This is a genomic window from Streptomyces sp. CB01580 (assembly GCF_001905795.1).
Classification (GTDB): Bacteria; Actinomycetota; Actinomycetes; order Streptomycetales; family Streptomycetaceae; genus Streptomyces.
The window spans coordinates 52,880-70,090 of sequence record NZ_LIXJ01000045.1; the positions used below are offsets into that span (position 1 = coordinate 52,880).

Annotated in this window: 13 protein-coding genes and 1 pseudogene; 10 read left to right on the top strand and 4 right to left on the bottom strand. The window is 70.7% G+C overall.

Annotation, left to right across the window (positions count from 1 at the left end):
- Positions 1-56 precede the first annotated feature (56 nt).
- The gene (locus AMK22_RS35235; RefSeq protein WP_073791626.1) at positions 57-1,271 is read left to right on the top strand and encodes an acyl-CoA dehydrogenase family protein; all 1,215 of its coding nucleotides are present in this window, start codon (positions 57-59) and stop codon (positions 1,269-1,271) included.
- Positions 1,272-1,293: 22 nt separating this feature from the next.
- On the opposite strand, the gene AMK22_RS35240 is transcribed toward AMK22_RS35235, so the two are convergent.
- The gene (locus AMK22_RS35240) at positions 1,294-1,737 is read right to left on the bottom strand and encodes a cell division protein SepF (RefSeq protein ID WP_073791627.1); all 444 of its coding nucleotides are present in this window, start codon (positions 1,735-1,737) and stop codon (positions 1,294-1,296) included.
- Between the two features lie 369 nt (positions 1,738-2,106).
- Between AMK22_RS35240 and AMK22_RS35245 the strand changes: the two genes are divergently transcribed.
- The 4 genes and pseudogenes from AMK22_RS35245 (at position 2,107) to AMK22_RS35260 (ending at position 5,578) form a co-directional block, all read left to right on the top strand.
- The gene (locus tag AMK22_RS35245; RefSeq protein WP_073791641.1) at positions 2,107-3,357 is read left to right on the top strand and encodes a DUF5685 family protein; all 1,251 of its coding nucleotides are present in this window, start codon (positions 2,107-2,109) and stop codon (positions 3,355-3,357) included.
- 24 nt (positions 3,358-3,381) lie between these two features.
- Positions 3,382-3,608, top strand: a pseudogene (locus tag AMK22_RS35250) (F420-dependent methylene-tetrahydromethanopterin reductase); the annotation flags it as partial.
- 341 nt (positions 3,609-3,949) lie between these two features.
- Positions 3,950-4,846 (top strand): S1 family peptidase, encoded by an 897-nt coding sequence (locus tag AMK22_RS35255; RefSeq protein ID WP_073791629.1) that lies wholly within the window; start codon positions 3,950-3,952, stop codon positions 4,844-4,846.
- Positions 4,847-5,098: 252 nt separating this feature from the next.
- Entirely contained in the window at positions 5,099-5,578 is a 480-nt protein-coding gene (locus AMK22_RS35260; protein WP_073791630.1) for a hypothetical protein, read from the top strand.
- A gap of 42 nt (positions 5,579-5,620) precedes the next feature.
- Here AMK22_RS35260 and AMK22_RS35265 read toward each other — a convergent pair whose 3' ends face one another.
- Positions 5,621-6,547, bottom strand: a complete 927-nt coding sequence (locus AMK22_RS35265) for a DUF4231 domain-containing protein (RefSeq protein WP_242434298.1) — start codon at positions 6,545-6,547, stop codon at positions 5,621-5,623.
- Positions 6,548-6,822: 275 nt separating this feature from the next.
- On the opposite strand from AMK22_RS35265, the gene AMK22_RS35270 reads away from it, so the two are divergent.
- The 5 genes from AMK22_RS35270 to fxsT all read left to right on the top strand — a co-directional run bounded on the left by AMK22_RS35270 (position 6,823) and on the right by fxsT (position 15,807).
- Positions 6,823-7,551, top strand: a complete 729-nt coding sequence (locus tag AMK22_RS35270; RefSeq protein ID WP_073791632.1) for a hypothetical protein — start codon at positions 6,823-6,825, stop codon at positions 7,549-7,551.
- A gap of 308 nt (positions 7,552-7,859) precedes the next feature.
- Positions 7,860-8,027 carry an FxSxx-COOH cyclophane-containing RiPP peptide gene (gene fxsA, locus AMK22_RS35275; RefSeq protein ID WP_073791644.1) on the top strand — a complete coding sequence of 56 codons (168 nt, stop codon included), beginning with the start codon at positions 7,860-7,862 and terminating at the stop codon, positions 8,025-8,027.
- Positions 8,028-8,057: 30 nt separating this feature from the next.
- On the top strand, positions 8,058-10,307 hold the full coding sequence (gene fxsBH / locus AMK22_RS35280) for a radical SAM/SPASM protein FxsBH, inactivated beta-hydroxylase extension form (protein WP_199883410.1): 2,250 nt from the start codon (positions 8,058-8,060) through the stop codon (positions 10,305-10,307).
- A gap of 225 nt (positions 10,308-10,532) precedes the next feature.
- Positions 10,533-11,891, top strand: a complete 1,359-nt coding sequence (gene fsxC / locus AMK22_RS35285; RefSeq protein ID WP_158072122.1) for an FxsC protein — start codon at positions 10,533-10,535, stop codon at positions 11,889-11,891.
- Positions 11,875-15,807: an FxSxx-COOH system tetratricopeptide repeat protein gene (gene fxsT / locus AMK22_RS35290; RefSeq protein ID WP_079186573.1), complete on the top strand. Its 3,933-nt coding sequence runs from the start codon at positions 11,875-11,877 to the stop codon at positions 15,805-15,807. The genes fsxC and fxsT overlap by 17 nt, the downstream gene beginning before the upstream one ends.
- A gap of 49 nt (positions 15,808-15,856) precedes the next feature.
- Here the strand turns inward: fxsT and AMK22_RS35295 are convergent, their stop codons facing one another.
- Entirely contained in the window at positions 15,857-16,732 is an 876-nt protein-coding gene (locus AMK22_RS35295; protein WP_199883411.1) for an alpha/beta fold hydrolase, read from the bottom strand.
- 152 nt (positions 16,733-16,884) lie between these two features.
- Positions 16,885-17,091, bottom strand: coding sequence for a DUF397 domain-containing protein (locus AMK22_RS35300; RefSeq protein ID WP_073791635.1), 207 nt, complete (start codon positions 17,089-17,091; stop codon positions 16,885-16,887).
- Positions 17,092-17,211: the final 120 nt, after the last annotated feature.

Sequence of the window (17,211 nt, forward strand, 5' to 3'; positions counted from 1 at the left end):
GACACCGCCCGCGCCGTCCGGCCCGGCGACTCGTGAGCCGCCCGGAGGCATTCCCCATGTCCACCACCCCGTCCGCGAAGCTCCCGCCCTTCGACCCCGCCGACCCCCTCGGCATCGACGATCTGCTCGGCCCCGAGGACCTGGCCATCCGCGACACCGTCCGGGACTGGGCGGCCGACCGGATCCTGCCGCACATCGCCGAGTGGTACGAGAACGGCGAACTGCCCGGCATCCGTGAACTGGCCCGCGAACTCGGTTCGCTCGGCGCCCTCGGGATGTCCCTGAGCGGCTACGGCTGCGCGGGGGCCACCGCCGTCCAGTACGGGCTGGCCTGTCTCGAACTCGAGGCGGCGGACTCGGGGATCCGCTCGCTGGTCTCCGTACAGGGCTCGCTCGCCATGTACGCCATCCACCGCTACGGCTCCGAGGAGCAGCGGCGGCGGTGGCTGCCCGGCATGGCCGCCGGGGAGATCATCGGCTGCTTCGGCCTCACCGAGCCCGACCACGGCTCCGACCCGGCCGGGATGCGGACGTACGCCCGGCGCGAGAGCGGGGGGGACTGGGTGCTCACCGGCCGCAAGATGTGGATCACCAACGGTTCGGTCGCCGGGGTCGCCGTCGTCTGGGCGCGGACCGACGAGGGCGGGCCGGGTGCCGGGATCCGCGGGTTCGTCGTGCCGACCGACGCCCCGGGCTTCTCCGCGCCGGAGATCAGGCACAAGTGGTCCCTGCGCGCCTCGGTCACCAGCGAACTGGTCCTCGACGAGGTGCGGCTGCCGGCCGATGCCGTGCTTCCCGGGGTCACCGGACTGCGCGGCCCGCTCAGCTGTCTCGGCCACGCCCGCTACGGCATCGTCTGGGGCGCCATGGGCGCGGCGCGCGCCAGTTTCGAGGCGGCGCTCGACTACGCGCGGACGCGGGAGCAGTTCGGCAGGCCCATCGGCGGCTTCCAGCTCACCCAGGCCAAGCTCGCGGACATGGCCGTGGAGCTGCACAAGGGGATCCTGCTCGCCCACCACCTCGGGCGGCGGATGGACGCGGGCACGCTCCGCCCGGAGCAGGTCAGTTTCGGGAAGCTCAACAACGTGCGGGAGGCGATCGGGATCTGCCGCACCGCGCGCACGATCCTCGGCGCCAACGGGATCTCGCTGGAGTACCCCGTGATGCGCCACGCGACGAATCTGGAGTCGGTGCTCACCTACGAGGGGACCGTGGAGATGCACCAGCTGGTGCTGGGCAAGGCGCTCACCGGTCTCGACGCGTTCCGGTAGGACGGTCGGGGGAGCGCCCCGCTCAGCTCTGGTTGAAGAAGCCGTCGGTCGGCCGGCCGACGGCTTCGCCGCTGAGCACCTGGGTGTCGGCCGGGGTCAGCAGGAAGACGCGGGTGGCCACCCGCTCGATCGAACCGCGCAGCCCGAAGGTCAGCCCGGCGGCGAAGTCCACGACGCGCTTGGCGTCGGTGGGGTCCATGGCCGTGAGGTTGACGATCACCGGCACGCCGTCCCGGAACAGCTCCCCGACCGCCCGGGCGTCCCGGAAACTGTCCGGGGTGACGGTGGCGATCCGACGGTCCGTCTCCTCGGCCTTCCCGGCGGTCGCCTGCACCCGGGGGTCGGTCACCCACACCTGACCGGTCCCGGTGTGCGCGACCTCGGCGTACTCGTCGTCGTCGTAGTACCGCTCGTCGTTGTCCTCTACGAGGCCCAGCCAGGCACTCGCCCTGCGCACCGATCCCATGGACGCCTCCTCTCACCGCGGTTCCGTGTTGCTCCGCATCTCTTTCGTATCCCTATGGTCGTCCATGATGCGGATCGTGCGCCAAGTGGATAGTCGGCGCGCAGGGGATTCGTGACGGTACTGGTGCAGAAGATGTGGCGGTTCGTCAGGGTTTGCCCTACATCGATGGTCTGAAAGAAAGAAAATGTGATGCGCCGCTCCGTACGGGTGACATGCAGCACGTACGGGTGAACGGATGGCTCGATTACGATGCTCGTCGCGCGGGTGCACGAACCCGGCGCGACAGTGGACGACATTCGGGGGATCGTCGTGTTCGGAATCGTCAGGCCCTGCGCCCATCGCCTGTCCGAGGGGATGAGGACGGAGTGGATGGCCCATCTCTGCGGGCTCTGCCTCGCGCTTCGCGCGGACCACGGGCAGTTCGCCCGCGTCGTCACCAACTACGACGGCCTGATCGTCTCGGTCCTGACGGAGGCTCAGTCCGAGCGCACCACGGGATGGCGCCGGACCGCGGGGCCCTGCCCGCTGCGCGCCATGCGTACCGCTCCGGTCGCCCGGGGCGAGGGGGCCCGGCTGGCCGCCGCCGTCTCGCTGGTGCTGGCGTCCGCGAAGGTGCGGGACCATGTCGCGGACGGGGACGGCTGGATGAGGCGCCGTCCGGTCGCCGCCGCGGCGCGCCGGGTCGCCGCCGGGTGGGACCGGGCAGGCGCGCGCACCGGCGCGCAACTCGGATTCGACACGATGCTCCTCGTCGATGCGGTCGACCGGCAGAGCGGCATCGAACTGCTCGCCGGGCCCGGAACGCCGCTGCTGACGGTCACCGAGCCGACCGAGACCGCCACCGCCGCGGCCTTCGCCCACACCGCGGTGCTCGCCGGGCGGCCGGGGAACGCGGAGCCGCTGGCCGAGGCGGGCCGCCTCTTCGGGCGCCTGGCGCATCTGCTGGACGCCGTGGAGGACCAGGAAGCTGACGCGGCGTCGGGCGCCTGGAACCCGCTCACCGCGACCGGCACTTCCCGGGACGAGGCCCGGCGGCTGTGCGACGACGCCGTGCGCGGCGTGCGGCTGGCGCTGCGGGACGCCGAGTTCACCGACGGCAGGCTGGCCCATGTGCTGCTGGCCCACGAGCTCCGGCAGTCGGTGGACCGGGCCTTCGGCACCACGACGTGCTCGCACCGGGCGGACGGCGCGGCGCCGTCCGGGAACCTCCGCGGCACGCACACGGACGGGACCGTCCACGGCGTGGCCGAGGACGGGATCGCCGCCGCGCCGGGCACCGGGCCGGCCGGATCATACGGGCCGCCGCCCGGCAACCCGTACGCCCCGAGCCCGGGCAACCCGTACACCCCGGGGCCCGGTGGTCCCGGTGGCCCGCCGCTGCCACCCGAGCCGCCGCGCGACCGGCGCGGGCTGATCGCGGGCTGCCTGGTGTGGGCGGGACTGGCCTGCACCTGCCAGATGTGCTGCGGCACGTTCGAGGACCCGTGGACCCATCAGCGCCGTGAGGGGCTGTGCCGCCAGTGCGACTGCGGCAGCTGCTGCGATGCGTGCGACTGCTGCAGCGGCTGCGGGGACTGCTGCGAGTCCTGCAGTTGCTGCGACTGCGACTGCAGCTGCTGACGGTCACTCGATCTCGGGCGGGGAATCGGCGGTCCGGACACGGTCGCGGCACGGATGTCGGAGTTCGTGGACGCGTGCGCCGCCGACGGGTTCGTCCTCGTACCGCACCTCACCTCACCCCGGGCGGTCTCGACGAATTCGTCGACCGGGTCGTCCCGCTGCTCCAGGAACGCGGCGCGTTCCGCACCGCGTACGCCGGTGCCACACTGCGGTCGCATCTCGGGATCGCCGCACCGCCGTGGAAGGGCTGACCGCATGAGCGCCGAAGCCCCGCCGTCCGGCAACACCCTCCGCCTCGCCGCCGAGGCGGGAGAACGCCACCGCGTCGACCGCTGAACCGATGCCCCGTCGTCCCCTTCCGGAACACCGGCCCCGGCGGCCCCGCACGCCGCCGGGGCCGGTGCGCGACGGAACGCGTCAGGGGTGGTCGACCCTCTTGCGCAGGAAGTTGACCCCTTGAATACTCCCGTGCAGCGCTTGTCAGGAACACGGCATGTTTTCGCCTCCGGCGGACCGTCGTGCGAACGACTGCGCCTCACGGGCCCGACCACCCCACGGGCGGGCCCCCGACTTCCCTCGGGAGGAACGAAAAGTGAGGATCAAGCGCACAACCCCCCACGACATCGTCAGACGCGGCCGGGCCGTCGCCGTCGCCGCAGGCCTCGTCGCCCTCGCGGCCCTGACGGTCCCCAGCGCCCAGGCCGACTCCGCCACCCATTCCGGCGCCGCCCGGCTCGCCGCCGCGAGCGACGCCGTGCTCGAAGCCGACGTGGCGGGCACCGCCTGGAGCGTCGACCCGAAGTCCGGCACCGTGGTGGTCTCCGCGGACAGCACGGTCTCGCAGGCCGAGATCGAGCGGATCAAGCAGTCCGCCGGGGCGAACGCGGACGCCCTGCGCATCGAACGCACCCCCGGGAAGCTCACCAAGCTGCTCTCCGGCGGCGACGCGATCTACGCCCCCGGCTGGCGCTGCTCGCTCGGCTTCAACGTCCGCAGCGGCAGCACCTACTACTTCCTGACCGCCGGTCACTGCACCGACGGCAACCCGCCCTGGTACACCAGCTCCTCGCAGACGACCAGCATCGGCCCGACGGTCGGCTCCAGCTTCCCGACCAACGACTACGGCCTCGTGCGCTACGACAACACCTCCGTCCCGCACGACGGCACCGTCGGCAGTGTCGACATCACCGGCGCGGCCGACGCCACGATGGGCATGTCCGTCACCCGCCGCGGCTCCACCACGGGCACCCACAGCGGCTCCGTCACGGGTCTCAACGCCACGGTGAACTACGGCAACGGGGACATCGTGTACGGCATGATCAAGACCAATGTGTGCGCGGAGCCCGGTGACTCCGGCGGACCGCTCTACTCCGGTTCCAAGGCGATCGGCCTCACCTCCGGCGGCAGCGGCAACTGCTCCTCCGGCGGCACCACGTACTTCCAGCCGGTCACCGAGGCGCTCAGCGCGTACGGGGTCAGCGTCTACTGATCCCGCCGGTCCTGCGCCCCCCTGGCGCTCGTGTTCGTCCCACGGACATGAGCACGGCACCTGCTCGGGCGACACCCTGGAGAGAGACGGAGCCCCTGCCCGAATGCTGGGCGGGGGCTCCCGCTCCCCCCGCGCCTTTTGAGAGGATGTGGGGCAGGTCGGTCATGCAGGAGCGAACGGGGGCGGATGCTGTGCCTTCCGGAGGGTGTCCTCCGGAAACCCCCGGCAGACACCCCAGGGGGTTGCGGATCCGTGAATCGCATCGGAGTGACCGGTCATCGCAGCATTCCGCAGGAGGCACACGCGCATGTGCTGGCGGGCATCCAGACGGTCCTGCGCGGTCTGGAGGGCTCCCTGGAGGCGCTGTCCAGCCTGGCGGTGGGCGCGGACCAGATCTTCGCCGACCTCGCCCTGGCCCGCGGCGCCGAACTGACCGTGGTCGTTCCCAGCGGTGACTACGAGTCCTCCTTCGCCGACGCGGCCGAACTCGCCCGCTACCGGGCCCTCAAGAACCGCGCGGCCCGTGAGGTCCGGCTGGACTTCCCGCACTCCACCGACGAGGCGTACTACGCGGCGGGCGCGTACATCGCCGACCACTGCGACCGGCTGCTCGCCGTGTGGGACGGCAGGCCGGCCCGCGGCCTCGGCGGCACCGGCGACATCGTGACGTACGCCCGCCGTCTGGGCCGCCCGGTCACCGTGATCTGGCGCGAGGGCGTGGAGCGCGGCTGACCGCGGTCCGCGTCCCCCACCCGCGAGTCGTATGACGCACCCTCACATCTGGTGGCGGGCCAGCCAGTCCGTGTGCTGCGGGGAGACGATGCGCTCGGTCTCGAACACGGCACGCGGCCACTGCCGCTCGGCCAGCGTCGTCTCCATCGCCACCTGCATCGACTCCAGGTCCTGCTCCACCAGCGAATGGGCCGAGATCAGCGGGTGGTGGCGGCGGATCTCGGCCCACGCCAGACAGGCCGCCGCGGCGGCCGAGAGGACCCCGGTCAGGGCGAAGGACTGCATGACGGAGAACGTCCGCAACAGGGCGAACAGCAGGGCCAGCGCGGTCAGTACGGCGATCGTGCTCGACCAGAGCAGGGTGGCCCGGCGCGACACCTCCTGACGCCTGCGGTACCACGTGCGCTGCTCGATCAGCCGGTCGCGCACGTACGTCTCCTTGCGCACGGTGAACGCCTTGTTCCGCAACTCCCGCATGGAATCGGTGATCAGACCGCCCGAATCCGCCGTCAGGTCGCGGGGATCGGTCCAGCCCACCTTGCACAGCTCCTGAAGCCCCTCCTCGAGGCGGTTCGCGAACACCGCCTCGGGATGCGGCGTACTGGTGTCGAAGGGGGCGCCGTGCACCGAGTAGCGCCAGCACATCGACTTGATGAACTCTGCGGCCGAGCGGTTGAGCTGCCATTGCGACTTCGCCCTGCGCCGGGTGGCGAGGTAGGTCGTGATCAGCACGCCCGTGTAGGCCAGCACGCCGATGACGTCGACGAGTTGGAAGGTGCCGCCCAGTTCGGCGCGCCAGGGCAGGGCCGCCGGCACCGTGCCCAGGACCAGCAGGATCAGCTGGACGCGGGTGGTGTTCACCGCCTCCCGCTGGTTCGCGACGGCGATCGCGTCCGTGTGGTGGAAGAGCTCCGGCAGGTCAGCGTTCCTGAACACCATGCTCTGGAGCGGTCCGGGAATCGCCGTCATGTTCACTCCCCGTCTGAGGTGATGGAGGCGTTCTGCGGTGGTGGAGGCATGAGGGTAGGTGGCGTCACCGGGCGCGGCAACGGCCCCGGCCGCGCAACGGCTGTTTTCGGTCCCGCCCGGCCGATTCCGGCCCCCGTCGCGCCCCGTTCCCGTCCGCCGCACCCTTCTCGTGCGCCCCGAAGCGTTGTGGGAAGGTCGGTCAACTGGCAATATTTTAAGGCTGGTTACCACTGGTGCACCTCTCGGTTTCCGTTGTCGCGGGGGAGAAGTCGAGGATGAGTCAGACAGGCCGTCAGGGCGCGGATCCGGGGGCCGACGCCCAGCGGCGGATCCGCAGGAGCCCCTTGCTGTTCGCCGTGCCGATGGCCCTCCTCCTCCTGCTGGCCGCCGTGCTCGTCTGGGAGACCGTCCGGGCCAACGTGTCGGCCGGGGCGCGGACCGAGTGGCCGTGGCGTCTGCAACTCCTCGACGGGGAGGCGCTGGGCAGTCTGCTCGCCGTCGCGGCGGGAGCCGTGCTGGCCCGCGCGCAGTACGCCCGCACGGTGCGGCCGTACCTGGGCTGGCGGGCCGCCTGGGTGACCGGCGGGATCACGCGGGACGTGCCCGCGTGGCGGGTCGGGGTCATGAACGGCGGCCAGCACCTCGCCGTCGTCGAATCCTGGGACTGCAGGGTGGTGATGAGGGGCGCGCGGGACCTCCCGGACGCGCCGTGGGGCAGCGTCCCCGCCGCCTGCGACGAACTGGCAGGGGCCGGTCTGGTCGCCGGTGAGGACTTCCGGCTCATCGACTTCGGGGCGGGGTTCCCCCTGGTGGGCGCCGGAGGCCACGAGACGGTGCTGGTGGGGGTGTTCTCGGAGAACTTCGTCGGCCGGGTCGAGTCCGTGTACGTGCGCGCCAGGATCACGGACGTCGTGGGCGACACCCACGAGCGGATCATGGACTGCATGAAGGGCGTACGGGCGACCGAACCCCCACCGGCCGACGGCACGCCCCGCCCGTTGTGACGGGAGCCGTCCGCCGTGCGAAGGCACTCCCCGACGGCCGTCGGCACGACCGGTGTCACGACGGTCGCCGAGCCCGGACGCGCCGGCCCGCGCGCACCTCTTCCACCGGCGCATTTCTCCCGGTCGCGGGCGCCCGCGCGGGTGCTTCCCGTGACGCCTGATGCGTTCTGTATGCCACTCGTGTGACGAGTGGATCTCCGCAGTTGCCAAGCCCGTTGAGGGGAGTAAAGTCGTTTCGCCGGGCACTGTGATGATGCGGAAACCGGCTGCTTTGTTCATGATCCGGAACACTCCCCTCAAGGATGGCCGTGAAGACCTCAGAATCCCCTCGTGCCTTCGCTGTCGCGAAGAAGGGCCGCATGTCGCTCGCCGAGATCGACACCCGCGGCGCAGAAGCCAACCAGAAGCTCGGCCGCGTGTTCTCGGCCCCCGCAGACCGCCACACCCAGGCGTCCACCTTCAGTTCCGCGCTCTGATTCGCGCCGCATGCTGGCTAGACTGAGGGAATGACAGGACCCCTGGTCCCATTCCGCGAATTCGTGCTCAAAGTGCACAGCAGGTGCGATCTTGCCTGCGACCATTGCTACGTCTACGAACATGCAGATCAGAGTTGGCGTACCCGCCCCAGAACAATCTCTGACGAAGTCATCTTCCGGACAGCTCAGCGCCTGGCCGAGCATGCCTCAGCGCATGCGTTGCCCTCCGTGTCAGTGATCCTGCACGGAGGGGAGCCCCTACTGGCGGGCCCCGCCCGATTGCGCCGCGTCTGCGAAGCGCTCACCTCCGCCTTCGAGGGCGTCGCGGAGCTCGACCTCCGCATCCACACCAACGGGACCCAGCTCAGCCCGCGCTATCTCGACCTCTTCGACGAGTTCGGCGTCAGGGTCGGCATCTCCCTCGACGGCGACCGCGCCGCCAACGACCGGCACCGCCGCTACGCCGACGGACGCAGCAGCCACCCCCTGGTCCTCAAGGCCGTCGAACTGCTGCGGCAGGAGCGCTACCGCCACCTCAACCTCGGCCTGCTGTGCACCGTCGACATCCGCAACGACCCGCACGCGGTCCTGGACGCGCTCGTCGAACTCGAACCGCCGCTCATCGACTTCCTGCTGCCGCATGCCACATGGGACCAGCCGCCGCTCCGCCCGGACGGATCGCCCACGGCCTATGCCGACTGGCTCCTCGCGGTCTTCGACCGCTGGGAGGAGCGGGGGCGTCCGGCACCGGTGCGCATGTTCTCCTCGGTGTTCTCCACCCTGAGCGGGGGGCCCAGCCTCACCGAGTCCCTGGGGCTCGCCCCCACAGACCTCGTCGTGGTGGAGACCGACGGCCGGCTGGAACAGGTCGACTCGCTCAAGAGCGCCTACGAGGGCGCGGCCGCCACCGGATTCGACGTCTTCGACCACACCTTCGACGAGGTGGCCGCCCATCCCGGGGTACGGGCCCGCCAGCTCGGGCTGGCCGGCGTCGGCGAGACCTGCCGACGCTGCCCGGTCGTGCGGTCGTGCGGAGGCGGCCTCTACACCCATCGCTACGACCCCGCGGGGCCGGACGGCGCCTTCGACAACCCGTCCGTGTACTGCGCCGACCTGGAGGCCCTGGTGCGCGGCATCGAGGCGCGCACGGCGGAGTCCCTCGTCGCGCCCGCGGTGACCGACCCGGCCGAGCTGGCCGCCGCCCAGCAGGACCTCACCCGCACCCTTCTCGCCCGGTTGAACGCCGACATCGGGCGGGGCGGCGGCGAGGAGTGGGCGACCGCCTGGGAGCTGGCCGCCGCCGTCGAGGAGTCCGAGGAGGGTGCCCGCGGCCTGGACGAGGTGCTGGCCCTGCCGTACACCCGTAGCTGGCTGCTCCATGCGCTGGAACTGGTCCACGAGCACCGCGGGGCCGCACGGGTGGCGCGACGGTTCCCGGCGTACCTCGCGTCGGCCGTCGTACGGGCCGGACTGGATCTGCCCGTACGGGTGACGTTCTCCGACGGCCGTCTCTTCCTGCCCGGCCTCGGCGAGGCGCGGGTCGGGGCCGTGGGGGAGTGCGGCACGGCCCTGGTGCGGGGCACCGGGGACGGCTTCGTCGTGCGGCGCGAGGGGGCCGGTGCGGACGTCGTGCGGCTGGGGGTGGCGACGCCCGCATGGCGGCCGCTGCGCCGGTCGGAGGCGCCCGGCCCGGTGCCCGCCTCCGTTCCGGGCCCGCTCCCCGGCCTGGTGCTCGACGACCTCGACCCGTTCCGCGACTGCTTCCCCAGGCCCGCCGCGCCCGCGCTCGACGACCGCGCCGCCGCCGGTCTGGCGGCCAGGATCGACGAGGCGTGGGCGGTGATCGGATCGAAGGCGCCCGGACGCGTCCGGGAGATGACGGGATTCCTCACCACCCTCACCCCGCTGACCGGGCTGGGTCCGACGGAGTGCTCCGTCGGACGGCACGGACAGGGCGCTCTCGGGATCCCCGTGGACGGCGGCCCCGAGGAGCTGGCGTCCGGACTGCTCCGTGGTTTCCGGCGAGCCGAATTGCGGGCGCTTCGCGATGTCACGGATCTTTACGCGGCAGACGGCTCCTGGGACCATCGAATGCCCTGGCAGGAAGAGCCCGTTCCATTTTCCCGGTTGCTGTCCGACACCTATGAACGGATCGCATTGGGGGCTTTCGGGTCACGATGGCTGGAAGGTGTACCGGAGGCACTTGACACATTGGAGGGAGCCGCGGAACTGACCATCCACGGGAAACGGCTGTTGGATCTGATGCGAAAAGAGATCTGAGGGAATTCGAAGTCGATATTCCGTTTGAGTCGGGACGCCTGAGCAACGCCGGTACACACGGGGCAAATGGGAGAAAGGGTCGCAGACCGAATTCGATCAAGGAAAAGATCGATTGAATCCGGGAACCTATGACCGGAAACCGGCGTTGAATGACCGAACGCCATGGGGGTGGAGCAACGTCCGCTCCGGAATGATGAATTCGCTCGCATTCATCTCTCTCCTCGGATGCGGGTGCTCACACAGGACGGGGGTCGTGTGCACGCAACAACGCAACAGCGAGCGGCGGACCATCGGCCGTACTTCTTCTTGAGCTATGCCCATACACCGGGGTACGGCCGGGGAACCGACCCCGACATGTGGGTCGAGCGGCTCTTCCAGGATCTCTGCGGCCATGTGATGGCCATGACCGATCTGCCCGCCGGCGCGTCCGCCGGGTTCATCGACCGGGAGATAGGCGCCGGCGAGGGCTGGTCGGAGCGACTGGGCGAAGTCCTCGCCACCTGCCGGGTGTTCGTTCCGCTGTTCTCGCCGCGCTATTTCGCGAGCGAGATGTGCGGCAAGGAGTGGTACGCCTTCGCGCAGCGCGCCATTCACCATCGAGCCCGTTCCAACCAGCGCGCCGAGGCGATCGTCCCGGCGCTCTGGGTTCCGGTGCCGCCGAGTCAACTCCCGGGCCCTGCCGAGCGGTTGCAGTTCAACCACCGCGATTTCGGCGACCGCTACGTCAGCGACGGGCTGTACGGGCTCATCAAACTCCGGCTTTTCGCCGAGGAGTACGAGCGCGCGGTGTACGAACTCGCCAAGCGCATAGTGAACGTGGCGGACACCATTCGGCTCGGCACCGGGCGCCCCGTGGACTATCGCATGGCCCCCAGCGCCTTCGGCCCGCCCAACAGCACGGTCGCGCCCCGTCCGATGCAGGTGACCATAGCGGCGCCGACCCGGCACGACCTGCCCGAGGGGCGCAGTGCCGACTACTACGGCGACACCCCGCAGGACTGGAACCCCTACCACCCGTCCGCGGTGCGCCCCCTGGCCTATGTCGCCGAGGACCTGGTCCGTTCCCTCAACTACCAGGCCACCATCTCCTCGTTCGACGAGGAATCCGGGCACCCGGAGGGCAAGCAGGCGCCCAGCCGGCCGGAGATCCTGCTCGTCGACCGCTGGGCCCTCCAGGACGAGGACAGACGTCGGCGGCTCGCCGCCTTCGACGCCGAGAACCGTCCCTGGGTGACGATGGTCGTGCCGTGGAACCGGGAGGACCAGGAGAGCCAGGCGGCCGAGGCCGAACTGACCGAGAAGCTCGAACGGACCATGCCGACGAAGATGCGCCAGGGCCGGGCCTTCTGCCGGGTCGCCGCCAAGGGCGTACCCAGCATGGAGGCGTTCGGGCAGATCCTGCCGCAGGTGGTGGAGGTGGCGGCCCAGCAGTACCTGCGGCACGCGGCGGTCTACCCGCCCGCCGCCGGTGGCGGACAGACCGAACGGACACGCTTGATGGGGCCGATGGCGCAGACGAACTACATCCCCGAGACACACGACCCTGCGACGGATGCGGAGGACACGGATGACGGCCGGTCGTGACGGGCGCATCGTCACCTTCTACTCGTACAAGGGCGGCACCGGGCGCACGATGGCCCTGGCCAACACCGCCTGGATACTCGCCGCCAACGGACAACGGGTACTGGCCGTCGACTGGGACCTGGAGGCACCCGGGCTCCACCGGTTCTTCCACCCGTTTCTCGACCCCTCGACACTCGGCGCCACCACCGGCGTCATCGACCTGATCACCGAGTACGCGTGGGCCGCGACCAGTCGCGCCCAGCGTGCCGACGACTGGCACCGCGACTACGCCCGCATCCAGCCGCACGCGGTGTCCCTCGCACCCGAGTCGCTCGGCTGGGAGTTCCCGCACGGGGGCACCCTCGACTTCGTCTCCGCGGGGCGCCAGAACCGCGAGTACTCCGCGACCGTCTCCACCTTCGACTGGGACAACTTCTACGACCGGCTCGGCGGCGGCCACTTCTTCGACGCCCTGCGCGACGACATGAAGGCCAACTACGACTACGTCCTCATCGACAGCCGGACCGGCCTCAGCGACATCGCCGACATCTGTACCGTCCACCTGCCCGACGTCCTCGTCGACTGCTTCACCCTCAGCGACCAGTCCATCGACGGCGCGGCCTCCGTCGCCCGGCAGATCTCCGAGCGCTACACCGGCCGCCCCATCGCCATCTATCCCGTACCGATGCGCATCGACGAGGGCGAGAAGGAGAAGGCGGACGCCGGACGGGCCCTGGCCCGGCTGAAGTTCGACCGACTGCCGCGCGATCTGTCCGGGGACGAACTCACCGCCTACTGGGGCGCGGTGGAGATCCCCTACCGCCCCTACTACGCGTACGAGGAGACCCTCGCCACCTTCGGCGACGAGGCCGGCCTCACCAACTCGCTGCTCTCCGCCTTCGAACGGCTCACCGCCGTCATCACCGACCGCCGGATCACCTCGATGCCGCCGGTCGCCGAGGAGGTGCGGCTGCGCATCCGGGACGCGTTCACCCGGCGCAGGCCGGCCCTGCCCGCCGATCTCTTCCTCAACTACGTTGCGGAGAACCGGATGTGGGCCGACTGGGTCGAGTCCGTGCTCACCCGGGCCGGGTTCCGGGTCGTGCCGCGCGACGTGTCGGCCGAGCGGGAGACCCCCGAATCCGCGTTCTCCGCGGAGACCGCGACCCGTACCGTCGTGCTGCTGTCCAACGCGTACCTCAAGTCGCAGCGCGCGGTGAGGTTCTGGGAACGGACCGTGGCCGAGGACCCCGGCGGCGGCCGGCGCCAGCTGCTCTCGTTCAGGGTCGGGGACGTACGGCTGACCGCCCAGTACCTCGACCGCAACCCGGTCGACCTCTTCCGGCTGGACGAGGTGCACGCCACCGCCGCCCTGCTGCGTGCCCTGGACCGACCGGTGCAGCTCACCGACGGGGTGGCACCCGGACCGCGCTTCCCCGGCACCGTCCCCAGGATCTGGAACGCGCCGCCGCGCAACCCCGGCTTCACCGGCCGCTCCACGGTCCTGGAGCGGATGCGCGACCAGCTCGGCGGCGGCATGGCCGTCGTCCTGCCCCAGCCGCAGACCCTGTACGGCCTCGGCGGCGTCGGCAAGACCCAGGTGGCCCTGGAGTACGTGCACCGCTTCATGGCCGACTACGACCTGGTCTGGTGGATATCGTCGGAGCAGATCGACGACGTGGTGGCCTCGCTCGCGGAGCTGGCCGTGCAGATCGGCGCCCAGGGCGGCGACGACATGGCGGCCGCCTCCCGGGAGGCGGTGGACCTGCTGCGGCGCGGTGTGCCCACCGAGCGCTGGCTGCTGGTCTTCGACAACGCCGACGACCCCGAGCGGCTCAGGCGGTACTTCCCGCAGGGCGGCTCCGGGCACATCCTGGTCACCTCGCGGAACCAGTCGTGGTCGCAGCACGGCGACGCGCTGCCCGTCGACGTGTTCCTGCGCGAGGAATCCATCGAGCACCTCCAGCGCCGGGCGCCGGGGCTGAGCGCCGAGGACGCCGACCAGGTGGCCACCGCGGTCGGTGACCTGCCGCTCGCCGTCGAGCAGGCGGCGGCGTGGATCGCCGAGACCGCCACCCCGATCGACACGTATCTGGAACAGCTGGCCCAGCAGGCCCCCGAGGTCCTGGCGCTCAACCAGCCGGACGGCTACCCGCAGCCGGTCGCCGCGACCTGGAACATCTCCATCGAACGGCTCAAGGAGCGCTCGCCCGCCGCGGTGCGGCTGCTCCAGCTCTGCGCCTTCTTCGCCCCGGAGCCGATCTCGGGCAATCTCCTCTACAGCAAGGAGATGATCGAGGCGCTGAAGCCCTACGATGCCGCGCTCCAGGAGAAGCTGGTCCTGGGCCGGGTCATCCGGGAGATCGGCCGGTTCGCCCTCGCCAAGGTCGACCAGGTGTCCAACTCCATCCAGGTGCACCGCCTCGTCCAGGCCGTCATCCGGGCACAGCTCAGCGAGGAGGAGCAGCGGGACGCCCGGCACGCCGTCCACCGCATCCTCGCGGGCGCCCGGCCCGATGACGACGAACCCATCGACAACCCCTCGACCTGGCCGCAGTTCGCGACCATCTGGCCGCACCTCGCCCCCTCCGACGCCCGCAACTGCAAGGAGCCCGAGGCCCGCAGGCTGCTGATCGACCGGGTCCGCTACCTCTGGAAGCGCGGTGAGTTCAGGACGGCGGGAGCGCTCTGCGAGGAGCTGCGCGCCATCTGGAAGGAGACCCTGGGCGAGCGGGACATCCAGTACCTCTACCTGTGCTTCCACCTCGCCAACATCTACCGCTCGCGCGGCCGTTACGTGGAGGCGCGGGAGCTGGACGAGATCACCCTGTCGGTGCAGCAGGAGGTCCTGGGCCCGGAGCATCCGCACACGTACATGAGCACCAGCAGCCTGGCGACGGACCTGGGCACGCTCGGCGAGTACACCAGGGCGATCGAGCTGGCGACCGAGGCCACCGAGGGGTTCAACCAGATCTTCTACGAATCGCACCCCAGGACCCTGGCGGCGGCGAACAACCTGGCGTTCACCCTGCGGTCCATCGGGCAGTACGCCCGCGCCCGGGAGATCGACCAGGACGTCTTCGACCGGAGGGTCGAGGTACTGGGGGCGGAGCATCCCTACAGCCTGTCCTCGGCCATGAACCTGGCGCGTGATCTGCGCGACGTCGGGCGGTACGAGGACTCCGTCAACATCCTCAGCCATACGTACGACAGCTACAAGGCCACGCTCGGGCGCGCCTTCCCCGGCACGCTGAGCGCGGCGAAGAGCCTGGCGGTCTCGCTGCGCAGGGCGGGCAGACTGGAGGACGCCCGCCGGCTCACGGTGGCCACCCTCGCCCGCTACCGGGCCAAGTACACGGCCGCCAACCCGGAATGGCTCGCCTGCGACCTCAACCTGGCGGCCGACCTGTACGCGGCCGGCGAGACCACCGAGGCCAGGGAGACCGCGCAGCAGGTCGTCGACGAGTACATGAAGGTGCCGGGGGAGAAGCACCCGTACACCCTGGCCGCCCTGAACAACCTCGCCGTCTACCACCTGGGGGTCGGCGCGGTGGAGGAGTCGGAGCAGGTGCTGACCCGAGTGGTCGCGGCGATGCGGGGGGTGTACGGACAGGAGCACCCCAACACCCTGTTCTGCGTCATGAACCTCGCCAACGCGACGGCCGAACTGGGCGATCTGGAGATCGTGCTGAAGACCGAGCGGAGACTCGCAGAACAGCTCAGGCACGTGCTCGGGGCGCACCACCCGGAGACGCTGGCCATGATGTCGAACATGGCGGTCACGCTCGACGCGATGGGGCGCACGGAGGAGGCGGCGCTCCTGCGGGCGGAGACGGGCGACGAGCTGGCCCGGCAGCTCGGCGAGGACCATCCGATGACCCGGATCGCGCGGGACGAGCGCCGTTTCGAACGCGAGCTGGAACCGATGCAGGTGTGAGCGTCCGGGGGTGTCCGGCGACCGTCGGACACCCCCCGGGGCTCCGCCCTCATTCCGTGATCGGCTCCAGCAGCCAGTTGAGGATCCGGGGCAGGGCGTGCAGGGCGTCGAAGTGCGCGGCGGCCGGTTCCACCACGACGGTCGAGTTCGGGATGCGCTCGGCCAGCCAGCGGGAGTGGCCCACCGGCGTGAACACGTCCTTCTCGCCGTGCCACAGCATCACCGGACCGGGGATGTCGGCGGGATCGAAACCCCACGGCCGACTGAACGCGATCGCGTCGTCGATCCACCCCCACGCCGAAGTGCGCAGCGCCTCACGGTAGTTGCGCAGCAACATGCTGCGGACCCCGGCGTCGTTGACGACCATCCGGTCGGAGTCGGTCAGCTCCCGGCGCAGGTCGTCGATGAGCCGGACCGGGTTCTTCCTGATCACCGCGGACCTGGAGATGAACGACTCCGCGAGCCCGTCGGGATCGGTCGCCGCGGTGGAGTACGCCAGCACGTTGGATGCGGCCATCCCCTCGAACCAGTCGAGCCCGTCGGCGCCCCAGGGGGCCAGCCCGACCAGCGCGGCGGTACGGGTCACCCGCTCGGGCATCATCGCGGCACAGGCCAGCGCGTGCGGAGCGCCCCCGGACCGGCCCACCACGGCGAACCGTTCGAGCCCGAGGTGGTCCGCGATGGCCCGTACGTCCTGCACGGCATCGGCGACGCAGCGGCCCGGCAGCCGGTCGGAGCTCCCGTAGCCCGGCCGGTCGTAGGCGATCAGTTGTGTCTTGCGTTGATACAGCACCATGCCGCGCGGGGCCGGACCGAGCCTGCTGCCGGGCATCCCGTGCAGCAGGAAGACCGGTCTGCCGTGCGGATCACCCAGGCGCTCCACCATCAGATGCCGCCCGTCCTCCGCGTGCACCCGACTTCGCACTCCGTGCCTCCTCCGTTTGGTGCGGGCACGGCGTGCCCGGCTTCCCGCCCCGAATTGATGATGGCTCATCAGAGCCCTTACCGGGACGGCGTGTTGGGAAACGAGGGAGGTCTTGGGGAGCGCGTTCGCCGTATTGCCGGTGCCTCGCCGGGCTACCCGCGGGCGAACGTGACGAATGCCGCCCATTCACCCCGTTCGATCCGGAGCACGGGTCCGGCGTCCGCCGCCTTCGAGTCCCGTACGCACACGGTGTTGTGGTCGACGGCCACCTCTACGCAGTCGCCGCCGCCTGATCCGCTAGTGCTGTGACCGGGAAGGTTTGCCGGGTGGCTCGCGGCGTCCGGTGCGGTGCATCGCAAGGCGGAGCATCGTCCGCGTACTGGACGTACGCGGGTGATGCGACAACACCGCGAGGTGCCGTGCCGGGCGTCGCGAGCCGGTGAACCTTCCCGGTCACAGCACTAGGGCCTGTGCGGAGT

Excerpts from the sequence above, each read along its gene's own strand:
- AMK22_RS35240 (WP_073791627.1), bottom strand. The coding sequence starts at position 1,737 with ATGGGATCGGTGCGCAGGGCGAGTGCCTGGCTGGGCCTCGTAGAGGAC.
- AMK22_RS35265 (WP_242434298.1), bottom strand. The coding sequence starts at position 6,547 with ATGACGGCGATTCCCGGACCGCTCCAGAGCATGGTGTTCAGGAACGCT.
- fxsT (WP_079186573.1), top strand. The coding sequence starts at position 11,875 with ATGACGGCCGGTCGTGACGGGCGCATCGTCACCTTCTACTCGTACAAG.
- fsxC (WP_158072122.1), top strand. The coding sequence starts at position 10,533 with ATGCGGGTGCTCACACAGGACGGGGGTCGTGTGCACGCAACAACGCAA.
- AMK22_RS35235 (WP_073791626.1), top strand. The coding sequence starts at position 57 with ATGTCCACCACCCCGTCCGCGAAGCTCCCGCCCTTCGACCCCGCCGAC.
- fxsBH (WP_199883410.1), top strand. The coding sequence starts at position 8,058 with ATGACAGGACCCCTGGTCCCATTCCGCGAATTCGTGCTCAAAGTGCAC.
- AMK22_RS35270 (WP_073791632.1), top strand. The coding sequence starts at position 6,823 with ATGAGTCAGACAGGCCGTCAGGGCGCGGATCCGGGGGCCGACGCCCAG.
- AMK22_RS35245 (WP_073791641.1), top strand. The coding sequence starts at position 2,107 with ATGGCCCATCTCTGCGGGCTCTGCCTCGCGCTTCGCGCGGACCACGGG.